We start from the raw sequence: 16557 nt of genomic DNA on the forward strand, positions 1-16557 counted from the left end.
TTCGGGTTCCCGGCAAGATCACATTCCTCCGATAAACAGAGGTTGAATTGTTGTCTGCAGACAGGTACATTATAAATCAGAGTTTTATGTGCAGTAAAATTGATATATTCGAATTAAACGTTCATTAATAATGAACTAAAGTGTTTTGCATGTCATAAATTTAATACAAGGTGTGAAATCGTGGAGCTTCGTCATCTCATAACCCTGAAAACGATTGTTGAAAAAGGCGGATTTAAAAAAGCTGCTGAGCATCTTGGTTACGCCCAGTCCTCCGTCACTGCACATATCAAGGAGTTGGAAGCCGAGATCGGAAAACCCGTTTTTGATCGTTTGGGTAAAAAAGTCGTGCTAACCCACTACGGGGAACAATTTCTTCCGTACGCTTTAAAAATTATAGAATTATACGATCAAGCTTTATCGACAAACAACGAACCTGCAGGTGATCTTACGCTGGGTGTATCGGAGTCACTTATGATTCATCGTGTCCCATCTCTTCTTGTCGAGTATAAAAAATTATATCGGAATGTGAATTTATCCCTTAAAACACTTGATTTCCAAGATATGTTGGCTTGTCTTCAAACAGGAGAAATCGACATTGCATTGGTATTAGAAAGTGATGGATGGAAAATGTCTGAACTCCACTATGAACAGCTGTTGAGAGAAAAAATGGTGATGATCAGCCCGCCTCCTGACAAGAATCTTGAACTGGGGGCCGTACTTTATCCCGAACGTAGTTGCGGTTATAAGACAGTTTTTAAAGAATATATCACTGACAAGAAAATAAAAGTTAAAGAAGGTCTGGAATTCCAGAGCATCGAAGCGATTAAACAATGTGTCAGGAGCGGTTTAGGAATTTCCATGGTTCCTTATTTTTCGGTACAAGAGGAATTGGAAAGCCATAAATTAATCGGGGAAGAGGTCGAATCTGATCCTGCTGCAGTTTCAACGTACCTTGCTTACCACAAAGATAAATGGCTTTCACCATCCATGAAAAGCATGATCTCATTAATAAAAAAGCATGCTAAGGAGTGGATATGAACGGCCCATTGTGCGTATACCGCCAGCGCGAATAAGTAGTCATTCATAACCGCGCATGGACACACGCGACTTTAGCCGTGTGAGGAATTGCGCTCGGCATAAGGGCTACCATGGGTAGCTCGAAAGCCGAAAGGTCCATGCTTCCTCCTTTTATCATGAGAATTTAACATAGTGTGCTATATTGAATGCAGTGAAAAGAGGTGAATCCGATACCCACCATTACAGCAAAAATCCAAATCGATGTCCCGCATGAACATAAGGAGATGCTCATCAAGACCATCCATACCTACCGCGAAGCATGTAACTATCTTTCTGCAATGGTCTTTCAAACTAAAGAGTTACGTCAGCGTACACTCCATGACTTGTATTATCGAGAGCTGCGAAGTCGTTTTGGTTTAAAGAGCCAAATGGCACAATCGGTGATCAGAACCGTCATCGCCCGCTATACATCTACCCGATCCAACGGGCACGATTGGAGCTTGGTCAAATTCAAACGCCCTGAATATGATCTGGTATGGAATCGAGATTATTCTTGGAACCATGATCGGTTTAGCGTGAATACACTGGACGGGCGGGTGAAGCTTCGTTACAAAAAACGAGGCATGCAGCATTTCTTTGACGGGACATGGAAATGGGGCACGGCCAAGCTCGTGTACAAACACAAGAAGTGGTTTTTGCACATTTCCATGACCAAAGAGTTTCCTGAATTGGATCTTCCAAAGGTCAACCATGTTGTTGGCATTGACCTGGGAATCAACTTTCTCGCCACCACCTATGACAGCCAAAGCCGGACGACATTTTATCCTGGACGAACGGTGAAACATAAACGTGGCCAGTATAAGGTTCTACGCAAACAACTTCAGATGAGACAAACCCCATCGGCTCGAAAACGACTCCAGGAAATCGGTTCAAGAGAAAACCGTTATGTTACCGATGTCAACCATCAAGTAACCAAGGCACTCGTTGAAACGTATCCGAAAGGCACACTGTTTGTGATCGAAAATTTAAAAGGTGTTCGTTCCGCCACGGAAAAAGTGTGTGTTCGCCATCGTTATGTGTCGGTTTCCTGGGCATTTCACCAATTCCGTGACATGTTGGAGTATAAGGCTCAACTGAACGAGCAGGTCGTCATCGCAGTAAATCCTAAATATACTTCCCAAACCTGCCCGAAATGTGGACATGTTGAACGAGCCAATCGAAACAAAAAAATGCGCACCTTTGAATGCCAAACCTGTCACTATCGCTCGAACGATGACCGAATTGGCGCTATGAATCTGTACCGCAAAGGAATCGAGTACATCGGTACAGGTACAACAGGAGTATAGCTCTTGTTGTAGGGGCGAGGTCAACCGTCCTGATGTTCCAACACGCTAAGGTAGGAGCACGATAAGGGTGCGTTCGCACTACCGGTTAGGAATAAGTCTAAAAGGCTTGTGCGAAGCGCAAGCACTGTCTACGAAGTAGGCAGAGACAAGCTCGTGACTTTAGTCATGAGTTGTTGACAACCACTCCTTCAATGTAATGACCCCGAGAAGACAAGAAAAGGAGTTCGCCAGCAGCAATCTCCTTTTCTTGAGCATGAAACATTGTGAAATATCAATATATTATTGAATATAATTCCAGATTCCAAGGGCAAACTCATAAATAAAGTATAACGAGAAACCGATCAGCAGAATGCCTGCAATAACCGAAACCATCTGAATCATTCTTCGGCTCATGACTGTCCTTGTTACGGAGACGACAGACAGCAGACCGATGTCGTGAATCAGTATGCCACTAATCACGCCGCATGCCGCAATGCTGAAATTGCCCGTATTGTTGGAACTATAGGAATCGGAAAGAACGGCACCGAAAACGGAGACCCAAAAAATAAGGTTGCCTGGTGATACGGCAACGAGCAATCCATTCCGGTATGTACTCCAAAACGATTTTTGTGTTTTTTCATCCGCTGGGGTGATATCCTTATCGGCATTCTTGATAGAGTCATAACCCAAATAGGCGAGAAAAGCTGCACCCACCAGCCAGAGCGGCATTTGAATAAACGGCAGGGACAGGAAGGAGGCAAAACCCAAATACATCGCAATAATCAGGGTCAGGTCAATGGTCATTCCACCAAGGCCGACCGCCCAGCCATGAATAAATCCGTTTTTCAATCCTTGCTTGGTCATTTCTACGGTAATTGCTCCGACTGGCATCGCAATCGTAAGGCCAACCAAGAAGTATTTCAAGTATATTTCCATTTAACACCTCTTTCATCTTATGTATAAATTCGTGCTACTAGCGAAAAAACAATAATGAACAGCATAATACATAAATTCATCCAAAACAAGATTTTTTTCAACCCTTCTTTAAACCTTCCAAGACTTCACCTGGCAATTCTCTGACCTTGATATCCCCGCCCAACAAGAGCAGCCAATTTGTTATTTCTGAATACTGAGATGGGCGCATTAAGCCATCAACGCTGCGTTGTCGGTGTTTGGCTTGGATCGTGCGGATATCGATCACTAACGAGCATAAAAATTTCTTCTTGCAATTTTGAACCGAAAGGTACATAATAGCCTCATACCTAATTATGAACCGAAAGGTTCAAAAATGAATTGAGAGGAGTTTTACATTTGAATACGACAAGCACAATGAATAAACCGTTAGCTGACAAAAAAGCTTTGGTCACCGGAGGAGCACGCGGCATTGGCGCAGCAATCGTGAAAAGACTTGCAGAAGACGGCGCATCAGTTGCCTTTACTTACGTCAGCGCACAAAGCAAGGCAGATGAACTGGTACAAGAAATTAAAAGCGCAGGTGGTCAGGCTTTGGCGATTCGCGCGGACAGCGCCGATGCCGGTGCAGTGAAAGGTGCTGTCGAAGAGGCAATCCAAGCATTTGGCGGTATCGATATTCTTGTTAATAATGCCGGCATTGCAAGCTTAACGCCTTATGACCAGTTTGATCTTGAAGAATTCGATCGAATGGTTGCTGTTAATATGAAGGCGGTGTTCGTTGCCGTTCAAGCTGCCGGTCCGCAAATGAAACAAGGCGGTCGCGTCATCAATATTGGCAGTGTTGCCGCTGAATTTAATCCATTCACTGGCAACAGCCTGTATGTCTCGACAAAAGCTGCGGTAGCCGGATTGACACGGGCGCTGGCGCGCGATCTGGCGCCTCAAGGCGTTACAGTCAATAACATTCAACCGGGATTGATCGATACGGATATGAATCCTGCGAACGGCCCCTCTGCTTCAGTCGTAAACATGGTTCCGCTGGGAAGATACGGCAGAGCATCCGAAATTGCAAGTTTGGTGGCTTATATCGCTTCCCCTGAAGCCAGCTATATTACCGGGGCAACCCTGAATGTCGACGGAGGCGGGAGCGTTTAATCACAAGCGCTTTCTTAACGAGGGCAGGATGAACAAGAAATAGATTATGCAAGCAAAAAGATCCAGACTGTCAGGAGACCGGATGGCCACCGATCTTATCGGGCCGTTTGGATCTTTTCATATTTTCCGAAAACATTGCAAATTCCGAGCTGTGTAGTAAAATATCACTTATCTGATTTATGAAAGGTGAGATGATGATGGCAGCCGGACGTCCGCGGGAATTTGACATCAAACAAGCGCTTGAGCGCGCCGTAGAGATTTTTCGGCAAAAAGGGTATGAAGGAGCTTCGTTGTCCGACCTGACCGAAGCCATGAAAATCAACCGTTCAAGCTTTTATGCAACCTTCGGCAGCAAAGAAAACCTGTTTCACATGGCGCTTGATTTTTATATAAGCGAAGAGCCGATTCAAGCTTCAGTGGCTGCGCTGAACGAGCCGACAGCTCGATTAGTCATCGAGAAGCTTCTTCGCGCAACGGCGGATTCGGTGCTCAATCCCAATTATTCTCCAGGCTGTTTAACAATCAAAGGAGCCCTTACGGACAGCAAGGAATCCGATCCGATCAAACAATCATTGACCGATCTACGCATTCAAACCGAAAAAGCGCTAAGTACCCGGTTGGAGCAAGCCAAGAAGGATGGGGATTTGCCCAAGCACGCCGATCCTGTCGCCCTGGCCCGGTATGTCGCGACCCTCGTGTACGGTATGACGGTCCAGGCCGTGAACGGGGCCAACCGTGAAGATCTCGAAGAAATGATCACTATCGCTATGTTTGCATTGTCAGCATATAAATGAATTGTCGGCTCTCTTGTAAACCTTCCAAGACTTCACCTGGCACTTCTTTGACCTTGATATCTTCACCCAGGAAAAGCAGCCAATTTGTGATTTCGGTTAATTCTTCTGAATGATGAACATTGATAAAAGTCTTTAGAATGGCTGTCGTTTGGTAAGGATTCGTATAAGAAAGTGAAATTTTTAATGGATGGTATTTTTTGAACTGGGCAATCGCCTTGGGACCAAGTTCCAGGACAAGGTTGACTGCTTCTTCCTGCTTGCTTAGTTTTTCTAATATTTTTTTCCTGCTTACTCTTTTCTTCGTGGGGTATGGTTTTACATCAGTGAGATTGTCGACAGGAATAATCCGCCTCTTTTCTTCCTCCAAGTCAAAACCTTCAATTAACCATAAGCTTTTTTCCCGATATAGGTGCAAGAGAACAATGGAATAAGACTTTATTTCCTTCTCCTCCTCGATAGAAACCAATAAATAGCTGTCCAAAAGAAGGATTTCGATGAGTTTTTCCAACATAGGATGGGGCAGGTCTGACAGATCAAGCAGATCGGGATTATGGGGGTTGGTCCCTTCAAAGAGCAATATTTGATTTAATAGAACAAGGTCATCTTGCTGGCTTTCCGAGATGAGACCCAGTAATTTTTCGGCTAAAGACTGGCGGCTCTTCAGATAAGGGAGCTGTTGATTTCTTGTCGCCATAAAGGCAATAAACAGAGCTTTAATTTCATTATCGGTGAAGCGAACCGTCGGCAGGACAGAGTTGTTCATGACAAAATACCCCCCATCCCTGCCAACTTCAGCGACTAGTGGTAGCCCCATGGCTTCAATTTCTCGAATATCCCTAAGGGCAGTCGAACGAGAGATGTTAAATTCACGCATAATTTCAGAAATGGTAAAGTGGGCGCGGTTGTTGACATAGCGCATGATGGTATTAATTCGTTCAACTTTTTTCATCTGGCCCCCCTAAACAGGTTCATTTTTTGACATGATTTATGGTTATTATAAACTCATCAAGTGAAAAGACAACATCATTTGATTAATTTTAAAAAAAGGACGGTTTTGAATATGGCAAATTATACTCTTGAGGAAAAAGACAGCTTTACCGTTTTAGGCATTGGAATTGAGCTTAAGAGCGATTACACAGACTATGCCGGCATTAACAAGGAAAAAGCAGACTTTTGGCAGGCAGTGGAACAAGATGGAAGGCTTGACACTTTAAAAGCCAAAGCCGCAAATGACTACATTTTTGCCGTGAACGAAGCGGTGAATAACAAGATGATGCATTATGCCGGCGTCATGACAGAGGCATCGTTACCAGAGGCAACCAGGGTTATCCAGTTTCCTAAAGGGGAATATCTGGTTGTTAAAGGGGAAGGGAAGACGGCTGAAGAGTTGAGTAATACGCTTACTGGCATTGCCTTTGGTCAAGCCTTGGCGGAAGCAAAGGATTATGCCTATGTTGGCGGGCCAAATACAACGGTTGAGATGGGGCAGCGAAACGGCTTAGTATATGGCGAAATGTGGATTCCTGTTGTTAGGAAATAACGCTCACAAAACTTTAAGCGAATGCTTCCGATGTGAGTTTTGTTCGAAGCAGGTTCTAAGAGGTAACGCTCACAAAACTTTCAGGAGGGATGAAATGTCCTATATCGTTGATTTTAAGAATGTGTCTACGGTTGGCTTGGGGTCTTCACCAGTAGCAGAAGCGCTGGCTGGTTTACGAGCTAATGAAGCCCGCTACTTTATGAACAAATATAAGCATGAATTTACGGTTGTACAAGCTAGTGAAAGCCGGGAGACCCTTGATTATGTGAACCGGATTTTGAAAGAAGAACGTGATCTTGAGTTTGCGGCCAAGCCTTTGGAAACGTCGCGTTTTCAAGTGGAAAATATCCAATTTGCTTATGTCTTTTATGAGGATGGTCTGGGGCTCAATGTCATGTATACGCTTGATGACCCCAAGAAGCGGGCCGTTGGTTTTAAGCTTTCTGAGGGGATGGAGGTACCCCAAGAGTTAGAAGGGAAGTTTAAGTTTGCCAGGCAGAAGTCTAAACTGGCCGGAACCATTCGAGGCTCGTTTTTTGTAATTAAAGGAGAATATTAAAGCAAGCAGACCGCCGAGGGGGAACGGTGTCACTTTACGTGACGCAATTCCCCCTCGCTAATTTTATTCCTCGATGGTGGTGTGTACAGCGGAATGATGGGGTGACAGCCTTTTTCGAAATACTTCCATTTTAATCTAAACAACTTGTCCGAGCTGCGCATTTAATGAATTATCCAAAATGATTGGAGGGTATCTAGATGGTCGCTATAAATATATTATTTATAACCGGAGATTTCTCCAAATACCTTGCGGATGGTACCTACCATTTACTGAATGAACTAAAGAAGAGAGCCAATATTGCTGAGTGGCATCAGCCTGGGGATATTCATGAGATTATAGCAAAATTGGACCAGCCGCCCGACTTCGTGTTTGTAAATGAATTTGGTGAAACGAACTGTCCCGTCATCAGTGGCTTGGATACATTAACTCTGCCATTTGCTATTTATGTACATGATATTCATTATAACCACAAACAGCGAAATGAAGAGATGAAAAATATTAAGGTTAAATATATCTTCACCCGATACCGTGATGGTTTCAAGCACTTTTACCCTGACCTCTCTCCATTGATGAGATGGCTTCCCCAACATGCACCTACAACTATTTTTTATGATTATGCTCTACCAAAAGATATAGATATGTTGCTTATGGGAAGCACAGACCAACACTATTATCCTCTAAGATTTAAAATTTATGAGAAATTGAAAAATGAATCTAATTTTTTATGTCATCCGCATCCTGGATATAGAAATATTGAAGAGAATGAACACCAAAGCAAGCAGGTTCTGGTTAGAGAGAATTATGCGCAAGAGATAAACCGTGCCAAGTTGTTTTTTACTTGTGATTCCATTCTCCATTATCCTATTACAAAATACTTTGAGGTTCCATCCTGTAATACTCTTTTGTTGGCACCAGCGATACCAGAGTTATACGACTTAGGGTTTATTCCGGATCAGCACTTTGTAGACATCAATGAAGATAACTTTGTGGAAAAAGCACAATATTATTTAGATCATGAGGAAGAAAGAATACAAATCGCAAGAAACGGCTATGAGTTGGTCCAAAATTACCATTCATCGGCAAAGCGTGCCGAAATGTTGCTGGCAGAGATCAAGGATATTCTTAATAAAACGAATGATTTGTCCACCTTTTGCGATATTGATGGGGCGTGATGTCCATATGTTCCTTAAATAATTTGCAGAAGTACGAGACATTCGTCAAGCCGATCTCCTCGGCGATGAACGAAATCGGTTTGGTCGTCGTTGTCAATAAGCGAACAGACTGATGAATCCTGCGGGCCGCGATATATTCCGAAATGCTGAGCCCGGTTGCTTCCTTAAATAAATGGGAAAGATGATAGGGGGATACATGCAGCGATTTGGCCAAGTCGTCCAACCGATAGGGAATATGATAGTTCGTCTCGATCCAGCTTAATATTTTTTCCACTTGGTGGTTTTTGCGTCCGGCAGGATACGCTGCGTAGTCCCCCTCCAGATGACTCCACATCGGCTTGAGAAAATGAAAGAAATTCACGAGAAAAAGCGAAATCTCCTCCGATCGATTCGTCTCTGCTCCAAAAGGCAACCTCTCCTGAAAGTTTCTAAATAGATGAACCAGGATATGCTGATCGTCAATGTCGTACAGGCAAGGGAAGGGCAGCTTCCCTAGATAAATATAGGTAAAGAAGGCATGAAGTGCAGGCCATTTCTCGAAATACGCTTCGAACATGGTGGGTTCAAAAATAGCCAAAGACCGTTCGAAACATTGGTCGTGTGAATAATCCAGCGTCAGATGATGAAGCTGAAAAGGCTGAAAAATACAGAGCATGCCGGGTTTGATCTCGAAGCTCCTGTTATTGACGATCACCGTTCCCCGACCCTGGTGGATCAGCAGCAGCTCGATGCCCAGATGGGAATGAAAGGTTTCTTTATGCTCGTTGTTTACACTTTTGCGTTTATAGGCGAAATAAATGGGATTCTCATTAAACTTATACAGATCATATCGCATGAATAAAGACACCTCCTGTCTCAATCCTCTTCACTATAACGAGTCTCCGGCAAAACCGCAATATAGCGTTATTTTTCCCACCTTGCAGCCTCACAATGAGCAGCCTTCCTCGGGTACTATCATGTTGTGGACATCAATTCCGTGGGAGGAAATCATCATGTTAAAGGTTGCGATAATCGGCGCAGGGGCGATCTCCAAAGCTCATATCGAGGGTTACCTGCGGTTTAAGGAGCGATGCGAGATTGCTGCCTTATGCGATTTGTATCCCGACAAGGCAGAAGCGCAGAAACGGCAGTATGCATTGAATGCTAAAGTTGTTAGCGATTACAAAGAGCTGCTCGATGAAGGGATCGATCTCGTCTCCATTTGTTTGCCTCCGTATATGCATGCGCCGATTGCGGTAGATTTTCTGAATGCCGGAAGTCATGTACTGGTTGAAAAGCCGATGGCATCCTCGCTGGAGGAATGTGATCTCATGATCGAAGCAGCGCAAAAAAGCGGCAAAGTGCTGTCGGTCGTGGCGCAGAACCGGTTCACGAATCCAATCATGAAGCTTAAGAAGATGCTTGACACCGGACTGGCCGGCCCCATCCTGCATGCGCAGATCGATTCCTTCTGGTGGCGTGGCCATTGCTACTATGATCTCTGGTGGCGCGGCACCTGGGAGAAGGAAGGAGGTGGCTGTACGCTTAATCATGCGGTTCATCACATCGATGCTTTGCTCTGGATGATGGGCCGTCCCGAGCAGGTTCAGGCGTTCATGAGCAACGTCGCGCACGACAATGCAGAGGTCGAAGATTTATCGATCGCAATGCTTCGTTATCCGAATGGGGCATTGGGGCAAATCACGAGCTCGGTCGTTCATCATGGTGAGGAGCAGCAGTTTATCTTCCAGGGACAACACGCCCGCATCTCGGCTCCCTGGAAAGTAACGGCTTCCTCGTCCAAATCGAATGGATTCCCGGAAAAGAATACGGAGCTGGAAGAACGGCTTCAGCAGGTGTACGACAGCTTGCCGGATTTGCCGTACGAAGGGCATACCGCTCAAATCGACAACGTCCTGCATGCCATCGAGTCGGGAGAGCCGCCGTTAATTGACGGAGTCAGCGGCCGCACGACCCTGGAGATGATCATGAGCATTTATAAGTCGGCCAGTACGGGAGAGAACGTCTGCCTTCCGCTGGTTGCGGGCGACTCGTTCTATACGCAAGCAGGTGTTAAACAGAATGCCATTCATTTCTACGAGAAAAGCGGTCATGTCGATAACTTCGCCGATCAGCAAATCACGATCGGAACGAAATTGGAATAGTCAATCACATTAAATAATTCGAGGTGAACCATGGATAAGAAAGATGGAATGAACTATGCACCTGTCGGGAAACCGATGCCTGTCGTCAAGCCCGGGGAATTCGTCATCGCAGCCATTGCTCTCGATCACGGTCATATTTATGGAATGGTAAACGGTCTGCTCGAAGCGGGCGCCACCTTAAAGTGGGTATATGATCGGGACCCGGATAGAGCGGAGGCTTTTAAGCACAAGTATCCTCAAGTACAAATAGCGTCATCGGAAGAGGAAGTGCTTGGGGACACGGAAGTACAACTGGTGGCCGGAGCCGCCATCACTTCCGAACGCTGCGCCTTGGGCTTGCGTGTAATGGACGCAGGCAAGGATTATTTTACGGATAAAGCTCCGTTCACGACTCTGGAACAATTGCAACAGGCCCGTGCCAAAGTTCGGGAAACGGGCAAAAAATACATGGTTTATTATAGCGAGAGGTTACATGACGAATCTGCCGTTTATGGCGGCCAGCTTGTCGAGGAGGGGGCGATTGGCAAGGTCGTACAAGTCACCGGCTTTGGTCCGCATCGTTTGAACGCACCCTCACGTCCGGAGTGGTTTTTCCAGAAGGAGTATTATGGCGGCATTCTCTGCGATATCGGAAGCCATCAGATCGAGCAGTTCCTTTATTATGCCGGCTGCAAGCATGCCGAAGTGCTGCACAGCAAGATCGCGAATTACAGCTGCCCCGATTATCCGGAGCTTGACGATTTCGGTGATGCGACCTTGCTGGGAGATAATGGAGCGACGAATTATTTCCGGGTGGACTGGCTGACCCCGGACGGATTAAGTACATGGGGAGACGGACGTACGATAATTCTGGGAACAAAAGGCTACATCGAGCTGCGCAAGAATGTCGATATTGCCCGTAGCGACTCAGGAGATCACGTCTATCTGGTCAATCAAGAAGGAGAATTCCACTTCCAGGTGGCCGGACAGATCGGCTATCCCTTCTTCGGTGAGCTCATTCTGGATTGCTTGCATCGAACCGAAAACGCGATGACACAAGAACATGCCTTCCTCGCGGCGGAGCTGTGCCTGAAAGCTCAGGAGATGGCTATTAAAATTAAATAGACACTACGAATCCGCACAAGAAAGAACTCCGGTGAATTGACTTCATCGGGGTTTTATTTGCCTTTTTTTGGGTTCTAGTAGTTGACTTATCCGTAAGGGAACTTTATACTCCATTTATTAAAATAGTTTTAAAAAGATATTAAAAAAAGGGGTTGGAGCATGTCATCTTACACGCATAATACGATTCAAGTTAAAAAGATGAATATTGAGCTGGTTAAAAACGCCTTGAAGGCTCAGGGAATAGCTACAAAAGCGTCCATTGCAGGCCTGACCAAGCTTAGTGTTGCCACCTGCGGGACAATACTTAATGAGCTGCTTGCCATAGGCGAAGTCATCGAATTAGAACCGGATGGGCCAAATGGCGGCAGACCAGCCAAGCAATATAAGTACAATGCAAACTTTGGATGCATTATCTGTCTTCTTGTCAGGACGGAAGGCGGCATTCATTCTATCAGCTACAGCATCGTGAATTTGCTTGGCGAGACTATTAAAGAGACAACGTTGGGACTGCCTCATATCGATAGGCATGTTATTGACCAATTGATTGAGGGATTAATCAGTGACAACGAGAATGTTCGAGCCGTTGGTATCGGGATTCCAGGCATCGTTCACCTTGGAGTGATTGGCGTATGTGATGTTCCGGATCTAACTGGAATGCCGTTAGGACCCTATTTGGAAGAAAAGTATGAGCTCCCAATTACGATTGAGAACGACATGAACATGACGGTATACGGCTTCTACCATCTTCAAAATTTCGAAGAAGATAGGACGTTTGCTGTTGTGACCTTTCCCAAGAACCATTTTCCTGGTGCCGGTTTTATCGTAGACGGACGGATCTTATCGGGGAACACCACATTTGGCGGTGAGGTATCCTTCTTACCGTTTGGCATTTCGCGCGAGGAGCAGCTGCGGCAGCTGCATACAGAAGAAGGTTTTATCCGGCTGGCAGTTAAGACACTATCCTCAATCATCGCGATTATCAATCCGGTAACCATTGCAATTACAGGCGAACTGCCTCATGAATCACAGCTGGAAGACCTTTATATGGGATGCTTAAAGCATATTCCGGAGGAGCATATGCCGCAGCTCATGATTCGGAACAATACTCAACAGGAATACATGACAGGCCTTGTCACAGCTACGCTGGAAAGTCTCACTTACCGGCTGCAGGTCCCTCAGAAAAGATAACAAGTTAGGAGTACACAAAGGGTGGAAAAAAGTATAGGCAAGATCAACAAGATTTACGCCATGCAGCTGGCAACCATATTTATTGGATTCGTCATCTTCGGGTTCTCGGAAAATATTAAAGGACCGGCCATACCACGCATTCAATTCGATTTTATGCTGAGTGAATCTCAACTCGGTACTTTGTTATCCTTGAACGCCCTGGGTTATTTGATCGCCTGTTCCTTTACAGCTTATTTGACCAAAATATGGGGGATCAAATGGGTAACCGTCGCCGCGTTCGCCTCTATGGCTGTATCCGGTATCCTGATTTTCTTTTCTCATTATTACCCGATGTTCTCGGCTTCGTATTTCCTGATGTATATCGGCAACGGGATGCTGGAAATTGGCTTGGCCATTCTAAGCGCTCGGATTTTCGTGAAAAACACGGGTATGATGATGAATATGACGCATGGCTTCTACGGCTTAAGCTCAACGGTCGCCCCGCTTATTGCAACTGGCCTGATGAAGGTGACGATTGCTGGCCACACGCTGGATTGGCGCGGGATGTATATGGTGATGCTGCTATTGTCCGTCATCCCGATTGTGATCGCCTTGTTCAGTACGTTCCCGGGAGATGACATCTCGCACGAGGACCGTATTCCATTAAAGGCCTTGCTGAAAGACCGCGTATTATGGTTAATGGTGCTGGTGCTTACGTTTGGTGTTGTATCTGAATTGGCCGTTGGCGGCTGGCTCGTTAATTTCCTGGAGAAAGCATATAGCTGGGATACCGTTAATGCTTCCGGGATGTTATCCATCTTCTTCTTATGCTTCGCACTGGCCCGGCTATTGCTTGGTCCGCTAACAGATCGGATAGGCTTTGTATTATCTCTCATTATCTTCTCAGGGTTTTCGGCATTATGTACATTTGTTGCCATATTAGGCGGTGAAAGTGTCGTGTTCCTGTTTGCTGCTTCCGGTATAGGCATTGCGATGATTTATCCGACAGTGATGGCTTTTATCGCGAAGAGATATCCGAAGGGCAGTGATACCGCTATCACATTTACTGTTACGTTAATGGGGTTAGGCAGTGTAATCGGCAATTATCTCATCGGGGGAGTCACAGAGCTCGTCAAACACATGGTTGGTGAAGATTCGCCCACAAGCCTGCTTCGTGGACTGCAAGCCGGTTACGGCTTCATTGGATTATGTGCAGCATTATGCGCGATAACCGCACTTATTTTATACGTGTATTTGTATAAGAGAAAAGAAGTCATCTAAGCACAGTTAGAATGTATCCCTGGAGAGTGGGCTTACCCCACTCCTTTCTTTTTGGGCAGGGATTATAATCCATCTTGACAGTGAAAAGTTTTAATGGAGGGAGGGCTTGATCGTCAGGAAATGGGGTTCTTGTGCACAAATAAATGTTAGCGCTTTCAAAATCTTGAGGAGGTATTTTATGCTTACCATTACAAGAAAAGCAGTTAGTCTGTTGGTAGTGCTTGCCGTCATGATCACAGGATTTGTACCCCGAACTGCTGATGCGACCGAGATTGAGAGCTTACAGACCGCCGCTGCTCCAGCCACGATACAAAATTACCCGATGCCATCCATCTATACCGCATCCAGTGTATTTTCATTAAAAGCAGATAACAAAGCGATTCCTGTCATCAGCTATCTGGCTGACTATGATTACGCTCAATTTTCTTTTTCCGGCACGGTCAATATCGAGGTTACCGCCAGTGAGCCGATTACATCTTATTCCATCAGTCCACAGGCCAAAAACATCAAGGGTACGGTTAACGGGAACAAGCTGACGTTTTCGCTTTCTTCCTCAACCTATGTGATCGTGAAAATCAATGACTGGAAGAAGAAGATGGTCATCGCCGCAGATCCCCTGGAGACAGATATTCCCCCATCCTCAGGTGTCGGGATCTATAATGTGACAGCGTCGCCATACAACGCAGATAAGACGGGGACATTGATGGCATCAGACGCGATTCAGCAGGCGATCGATGACGCCCATCAAGCTGGCGGCGGCGTTGTATTTGTTCCGGCTGGTGTCTATAAAAGCGGGAACCTGACATTAAAAAGCAATGTGACCTTTTACCTGGCCGGAGGCGCTGTCATTGTTGGCACGGGCAAGGGGGAAGACTACGTGATTGATTTTCGCAAGGATTCACGAAATGCGGATGGAACGTATTTTATCCGTACTGCCGTAGATTCCAGCAATATTACCGTACGGGGACGGGGAACCATTGATGGAAAAGGCATAGCGATGCGGGAGCGAAAGATGCCGGCGCCGCATAAAAATGAAGGGCTCCTGAATAACCTGCTCGTACCGATCGCAACCACAAATTTTACGTTTGATGGTTTAATATTGCGGGATGCCGGTTTCTGGTCATTTATGGTGGTTCGTTCCGACCATGTGACCATCAAAAACCTCAAGGGATTCCAGGATTTATACAAAATCGAGAATGACGTTATCGATATCAATGAAAGTCAGGACGTGCTTGTTCAACATGCGATTGGCATATCGGATGATGACACTTTTTCTACCAAAACCTGGCTGCAAACGGGGATGTCTAAAGGGTGGCCGGGAGCGCTTGAACATTTGGAAAATGTGGTTTTTGATGACGCTTTTGCATGGACGAGATGTGCGGCTTTCAAGATTGGTATGGGAGTGGCCCAGCCGCAGATCGGCGTAACCATCCGGAATTCGTATGTGTATCAGAGCGCCCGGGCATTGCTGGTTGATCATGGTTACCAATATAATACGCTTCCGGAGGAAGGTTACGCTCAAGATATTACTTTTGAAAATATCGATATCGAACGCGTCGGTATCAATCAATTCGGGAACTATTGGCTCGGGGTTTCTACCAGTACTTCCGGCGATGTAAGCAATGTTATATTAAAGAACATCAATGTTCGCGAGACAGGATCTCAGAAATCCAGACTTTCCGGGAATGCCACCAAGGGCGGAATGATTAATGGGGTCACGTTCACAGATGTTTATGTTGAAGGCAAGCTGGCAACAAACCTGAACGACTTGAATGTTACCACCAATAATAATGTAAACGGTGTCATTTTTGCCAATTCCACGGCGCCGCTATTCAGCGACAATTTCGAAGACGGAAACACGGCGGGATGGACGTCTGTCACAGGCGGCTGGACCGTACCAACAGACGGTACGAATAAAGTGCTGTCCAGCGGGAGCCAGACAACCACATCCCTGATTACCGCCAATGCCGGTGGCTTATGGACGGATTACACGTATGAAGCCAGAATGAAAATGCCCATCACCGATGCAAATGCTGGCATTCTCTTCAGGGTGCAGGATGCAAATAATTATTACATGTATCGAATCCATTCATCGAATAAACAGCTGGAATTGTACAAATCTATGAATGGACAACTGAAACTTGTAACCAGTACTCCGTTCACAGCTAAGGAGAAGCAATGGTATACGGTTAAGGCGGTTATACAAGGGAACAAGATTAGCTGTTATGTGGATGGACAATTCAAAATGGAATGGACTAATCCTGTAACAGAATTGACCGCAGGGGGGATCGGATTCCGGACCACCTCGGCAGGCGTGCATTTTGACGATGCTTTGGTACTAGACTAAATGGGATCATACGAAGGAGCTGCCCCTAAAGCCATGA

Annotated in this window: 15 protein-coding genes; 12 read left to right on the plus strand and 3 right to left on the minus strand. The window is 45.6% G+C overall.

Annotated features, from left to right (window positions below):
• The first annotated feature begins 180 nt into the window (after window positions 1–180).
• Together ACE5LO_RS12555 and ACE5LO_RS12560 are read left to right on the plus strand one after the other, a co-directional pair.
• Window positions 181–1038, plus strand: coding sequence for a LysR family transcriptional regulator (locus ACE5LO_RS12555; RefSeq protein WP_375520367.1), 858 nt, complete (start codon window positions 181–183; stop codon window positions 1036–1038).
• Window positions 1039–1247: 209 nt separating this feature from the next.
• Complete coding sequence (locus tag ACE5LO_RS12560; RefSeq protein ID WP_375520425.1) at window positions 1248–2363, plus strand: RNA-guided endonuclease InsQ/TnpB family protein; 1116 nt, start codon at window positions 1248–1250, stop codon at window positions 2361–2363.
• 279 nt (window positions 2364–2642) lie between these two features.
• Here the strand turns inward: ACE5LO_RS12560 and ACE5LO_RS12565 are convergent, their stop codons facing one another.
• Window positions 2643–3278 (minus strand): LysE family transporter, encoded by a 636-nt coding sequence (locus tag ACE5LO_RS12565; protein ID WP_375520368.1) that lies wholly within the window; start codon window positions 3276–3278, stop codon window positions 2643–2645.
• Window positions 3279–3653: 375 nt separating this feature from the next.
• Here ACE5LO_RS12565 and ACE5LO_RS12570 point away from each other — a divergent pair, with 375 nt between their 5' ends.
• On the plus strand, window positions 3654–4412 hold the full coding sequence (locus ACE5LO_RS12570; protein ID WP_375520369.1) for a 3-oxoacyl-ACP reductase family protein: 759 nt from the start codon (window positions 3654–3656) through the stop codon (window positions 4410–4412).
• A 197-nt stretch (window positions 4413–4609) separates the two neighbouring features.
• Complete coding sequence (locus ACE5LO_RS12575) at window positions 4610–5206, plus strand: TetR/AcrR family transcriptional regulator (protein WP_375520370.1); 597 nt, start codon at window positions 4610–4612, stop codon at window positions 5204–5206.
• On the opposite strand, the gene ACE5LO_RS12580 is transcribed toward ACE5LO_RS12575, so the two are convergent.
• Window positions 5178–6155 carry a helix-turn-helix transcriptional regulator gene (locus ACE5LO_RS12580; protein ID WP_375520371.1) on the minus strand — a complete coding sequence of 326 codons (978 nt, stop codon included), beginning with the start codon at window positions 6153–6155 and terminating at the stop codon, window positions 5178–5180. The genes ACE5LO_RS12575 and ACE5LO_RS12580 overlap by 29 nt on opposite strands.
• A gap of 111 nt (window positions 6156–6266) precedes the next feature.
• Here ACE5LO_RS12580 and ACE5LO_RS12585 point away from each other — a divergent pair, with 111 nt between their 5' ends.
• The 3 genes from ACE5LO_RS12585 to ACE5LO_RS12595 all read left to right on the plus strand — a co-directional run bounded on the left by ACE5LO_RS12585 (window position 6267) and on the right by ACE5LO_RS12595 (window position 8477).
• Complete coding sequence (locus ACE5LO_RS12585; RefSeq protein ID WP_375520372.1) at window positions 6267–6746, plus strand: GyrI-like domain-containing protein; 480 nt, start codon at window positions 6267–6269, stop codon at window positions 6744–6746.
• 94 nt (window positions 6747–6840) lie between these two features.
• Window positions 6841–7305 (plus strand): DUF8821 family protein, encoded by a 465-nt coding sequence (locus ACE5LO_RS12590; RefSeq protein ID WP_375520373.1) that lies wholly within the window; start codon window positions 6841–6843, stop codon window positions 7303–7305.
• A gap of 197 nt (window positions 7306–7502) precedes the next feature.
• Entirely contained in the window at window positions 7503–8477 is a 975-nt protein-coding gene (locus ACE5LO_RS12595; RefSeq protein ID WP_375520374.1) for a glycosyltransferase, read from the plus strand.
• On the opposite strand, the gene ACE5LO_RS12600 is transcribed toward ACE5LO_RS12595, so the two are convergent.
• Entirely contained in the window at window positions 8428–9312 is an 885-nt protein-coding gene (locus ACE5LO_RS12600; protein ID WP_375520375.1) for a helix-turn-helix domain-containing protein, read from the minus strand. The genes ACE5LO_RS12595 and ACE5LO_RS12600 overlap by 50 nt on opposite strands.
• Before the next feature lie 157 nt (window positions 9313–9469).
• Here ACE5LO_RS12600 and ACE5LO_RS12605 point away from each other — a divergent pair, with 157 nt between their 5' ends.
• The 5 genes from ACE5LO_RS12605 (at window position 9470) to ACE5LO_RS12625 (ending at window position 16520) form a co-directional block, all read left to right on the plus strand.
• Window positions 9470–10621 carry a Gfo/Idh/MocA family protein gene (locus ACE5LO_RS12605; protein WP_375520376.1) on the plus strand — a complete coding sequence of 384 codons (1152 nt, stop codon included), beginning with the start codon at window positions 9470–9472 and terminating at the stop codon, window positions 10619–10621.
• A gap of 30 nt (window positions 10622–10651) precedes the next feature.
• Window positions 10652–11725 carry a Gfo/Idh/MocA family protein gene (locus ACE5LO_RS12610; protein ID WP_375520377.1) on the plus strand — a complete coding sequence of 358 codons (1074 nt, stop codon included), beginning with the start codon at window positions 10652–10654 and terminating at the stop codon, window positions 11723–11725.
• A 159-nt stretch (window positions 11726–11884) separates the two neighbouring features.
• Window positions 11885–12913: an ROK family protein gene (locus ACE5LO_RS12615; RefSeq protein ID WP_375520378.1), complete on the plus strand. Its 1029-nt coding sequence runs from the start codon at window positions 11885–11887 to the stop codon at window positions 12911–12913.
• Window positions 12914–12973: 60 nt separating this feature from the next.
• On the plus strand, window positions 12974–14173 hold the full coding sequence (locus ACE5LO_RS12620; protein ID WP_375520426.1) for an MFS transporter: 1200 nt from the start codon (window positions 12974–12976) through the stop codon (window positions 14171–14173).
• 178 nt (window positions 14174–14351) lie between these two features.
• Window positions 14352–16520 (plus strand): 3-keto-alpha-glucoside-1,2-lyase-like domain-containing protein, encoded by a 2169-nt coding sequence (locus ACE5LO_RS12625; protein WP_375520379.1) that lies wholly within the window; start codon window positions 14352–14354, stop codon window positions 16518–16520.
• Window positions 16521–16557 lie beyond the last annotated feature (37 nt).

Source organism: Paenibacillus medicaginis, assembly GCF_042138635.1.
GTDB classification, from domain to species: domain Bacteria; phylum Bacillota; class Bacilli; order Paenibacillales; family Paenibacillaceae; genus Paenibacillus; species Paenibacillus medicaginis.

Bases quoted from the DNA above. Each gene is read 5' to 3' on its own strand.
- ACE5LO_RS12565 (WP_375520368.1), bottom strand. From the start codon at position 3,278: ATGGAAATATACTTGAAATACTTCTTGGTTGGCCTTACGATTGCGATG.
- ACE5LO_RS12575 (WP_375520370.1), top strand. From the start codon at position 4,610: ATGGCAGCCGGACGTCCGCGGGAATTTGACATCAAACAAGCGCTTGAG.
- ACE5LO_RS12580 (WP_375520371.1), bottom strand. From the start codon at position 6,155: ATGAAAAAAGTTGAACGAATTAATACCATCATGCGCTATGTCAACAAC.
- ACE5LO_RS12585 (WP_375520372.1), top strand. From the start codon at position 6,267: ATGGCAAATTATACTCTTGAGGAAAAAGACAGCTTTACCGTTTTAGGC.
- ACE5LO_RS12590 (WP_375520373.1), top strand. From the start codon at position 6,841: ATGTCCTATATCGTTGATTTTAAGAATGTGTCTACGGTTGGCTTGGGG.
- ACE5LO_RS12595 (WP_375520374.1), top strand. From the start codon at position 7,503: ATGGTCGCTATAAATATATTATTTATAACCGGAGATTTCTCCAAATAC.
- ACE5LO_RS12600 (WP_375520375.1), bottom strand. From the start codon at position 9,312: ATGCGATATGATCTGTATAAGTTTAATGAGAATCCCATTTATTTCGCC.
- ACE5LO_RS12605 (WP_375520376.1), top strand. From the start codon at position 9,470: ATGTTAAAGGTTGCGATAATCGGCGCAGGGGCGATCTCCAAAGCTCAT.
- ACE5LO_RS12610 (WP_375520377.1), top strand. From the start codon at position 10,652: ATGGATAAGAAAGATGGAATGAACTATGCACCTGTCGGGAAACCGATG.
- ACE5LO_RS12615 (WP_375520378.1), top strand. From the start codon at position 11,885: ATGTCATCTTACACGCATAATACGATTCAAGTTAAAAAGATGAATATT.
- ACE5LO_RS12620 (WP_375520426.1), top strand. From the start codon at position 12,974: ATGCAGCTGGCAACCATATTTATTGGATTCGTCATCTTCGGGTTCTCG.
- ACE5LO_RS12625 (WP_375520379.1), top strand. From the start codon at position 14,352: ATGCTTACCATTACAAGAAAAGCAGTTAGTCTGTTGGTAGTGCTTGCC.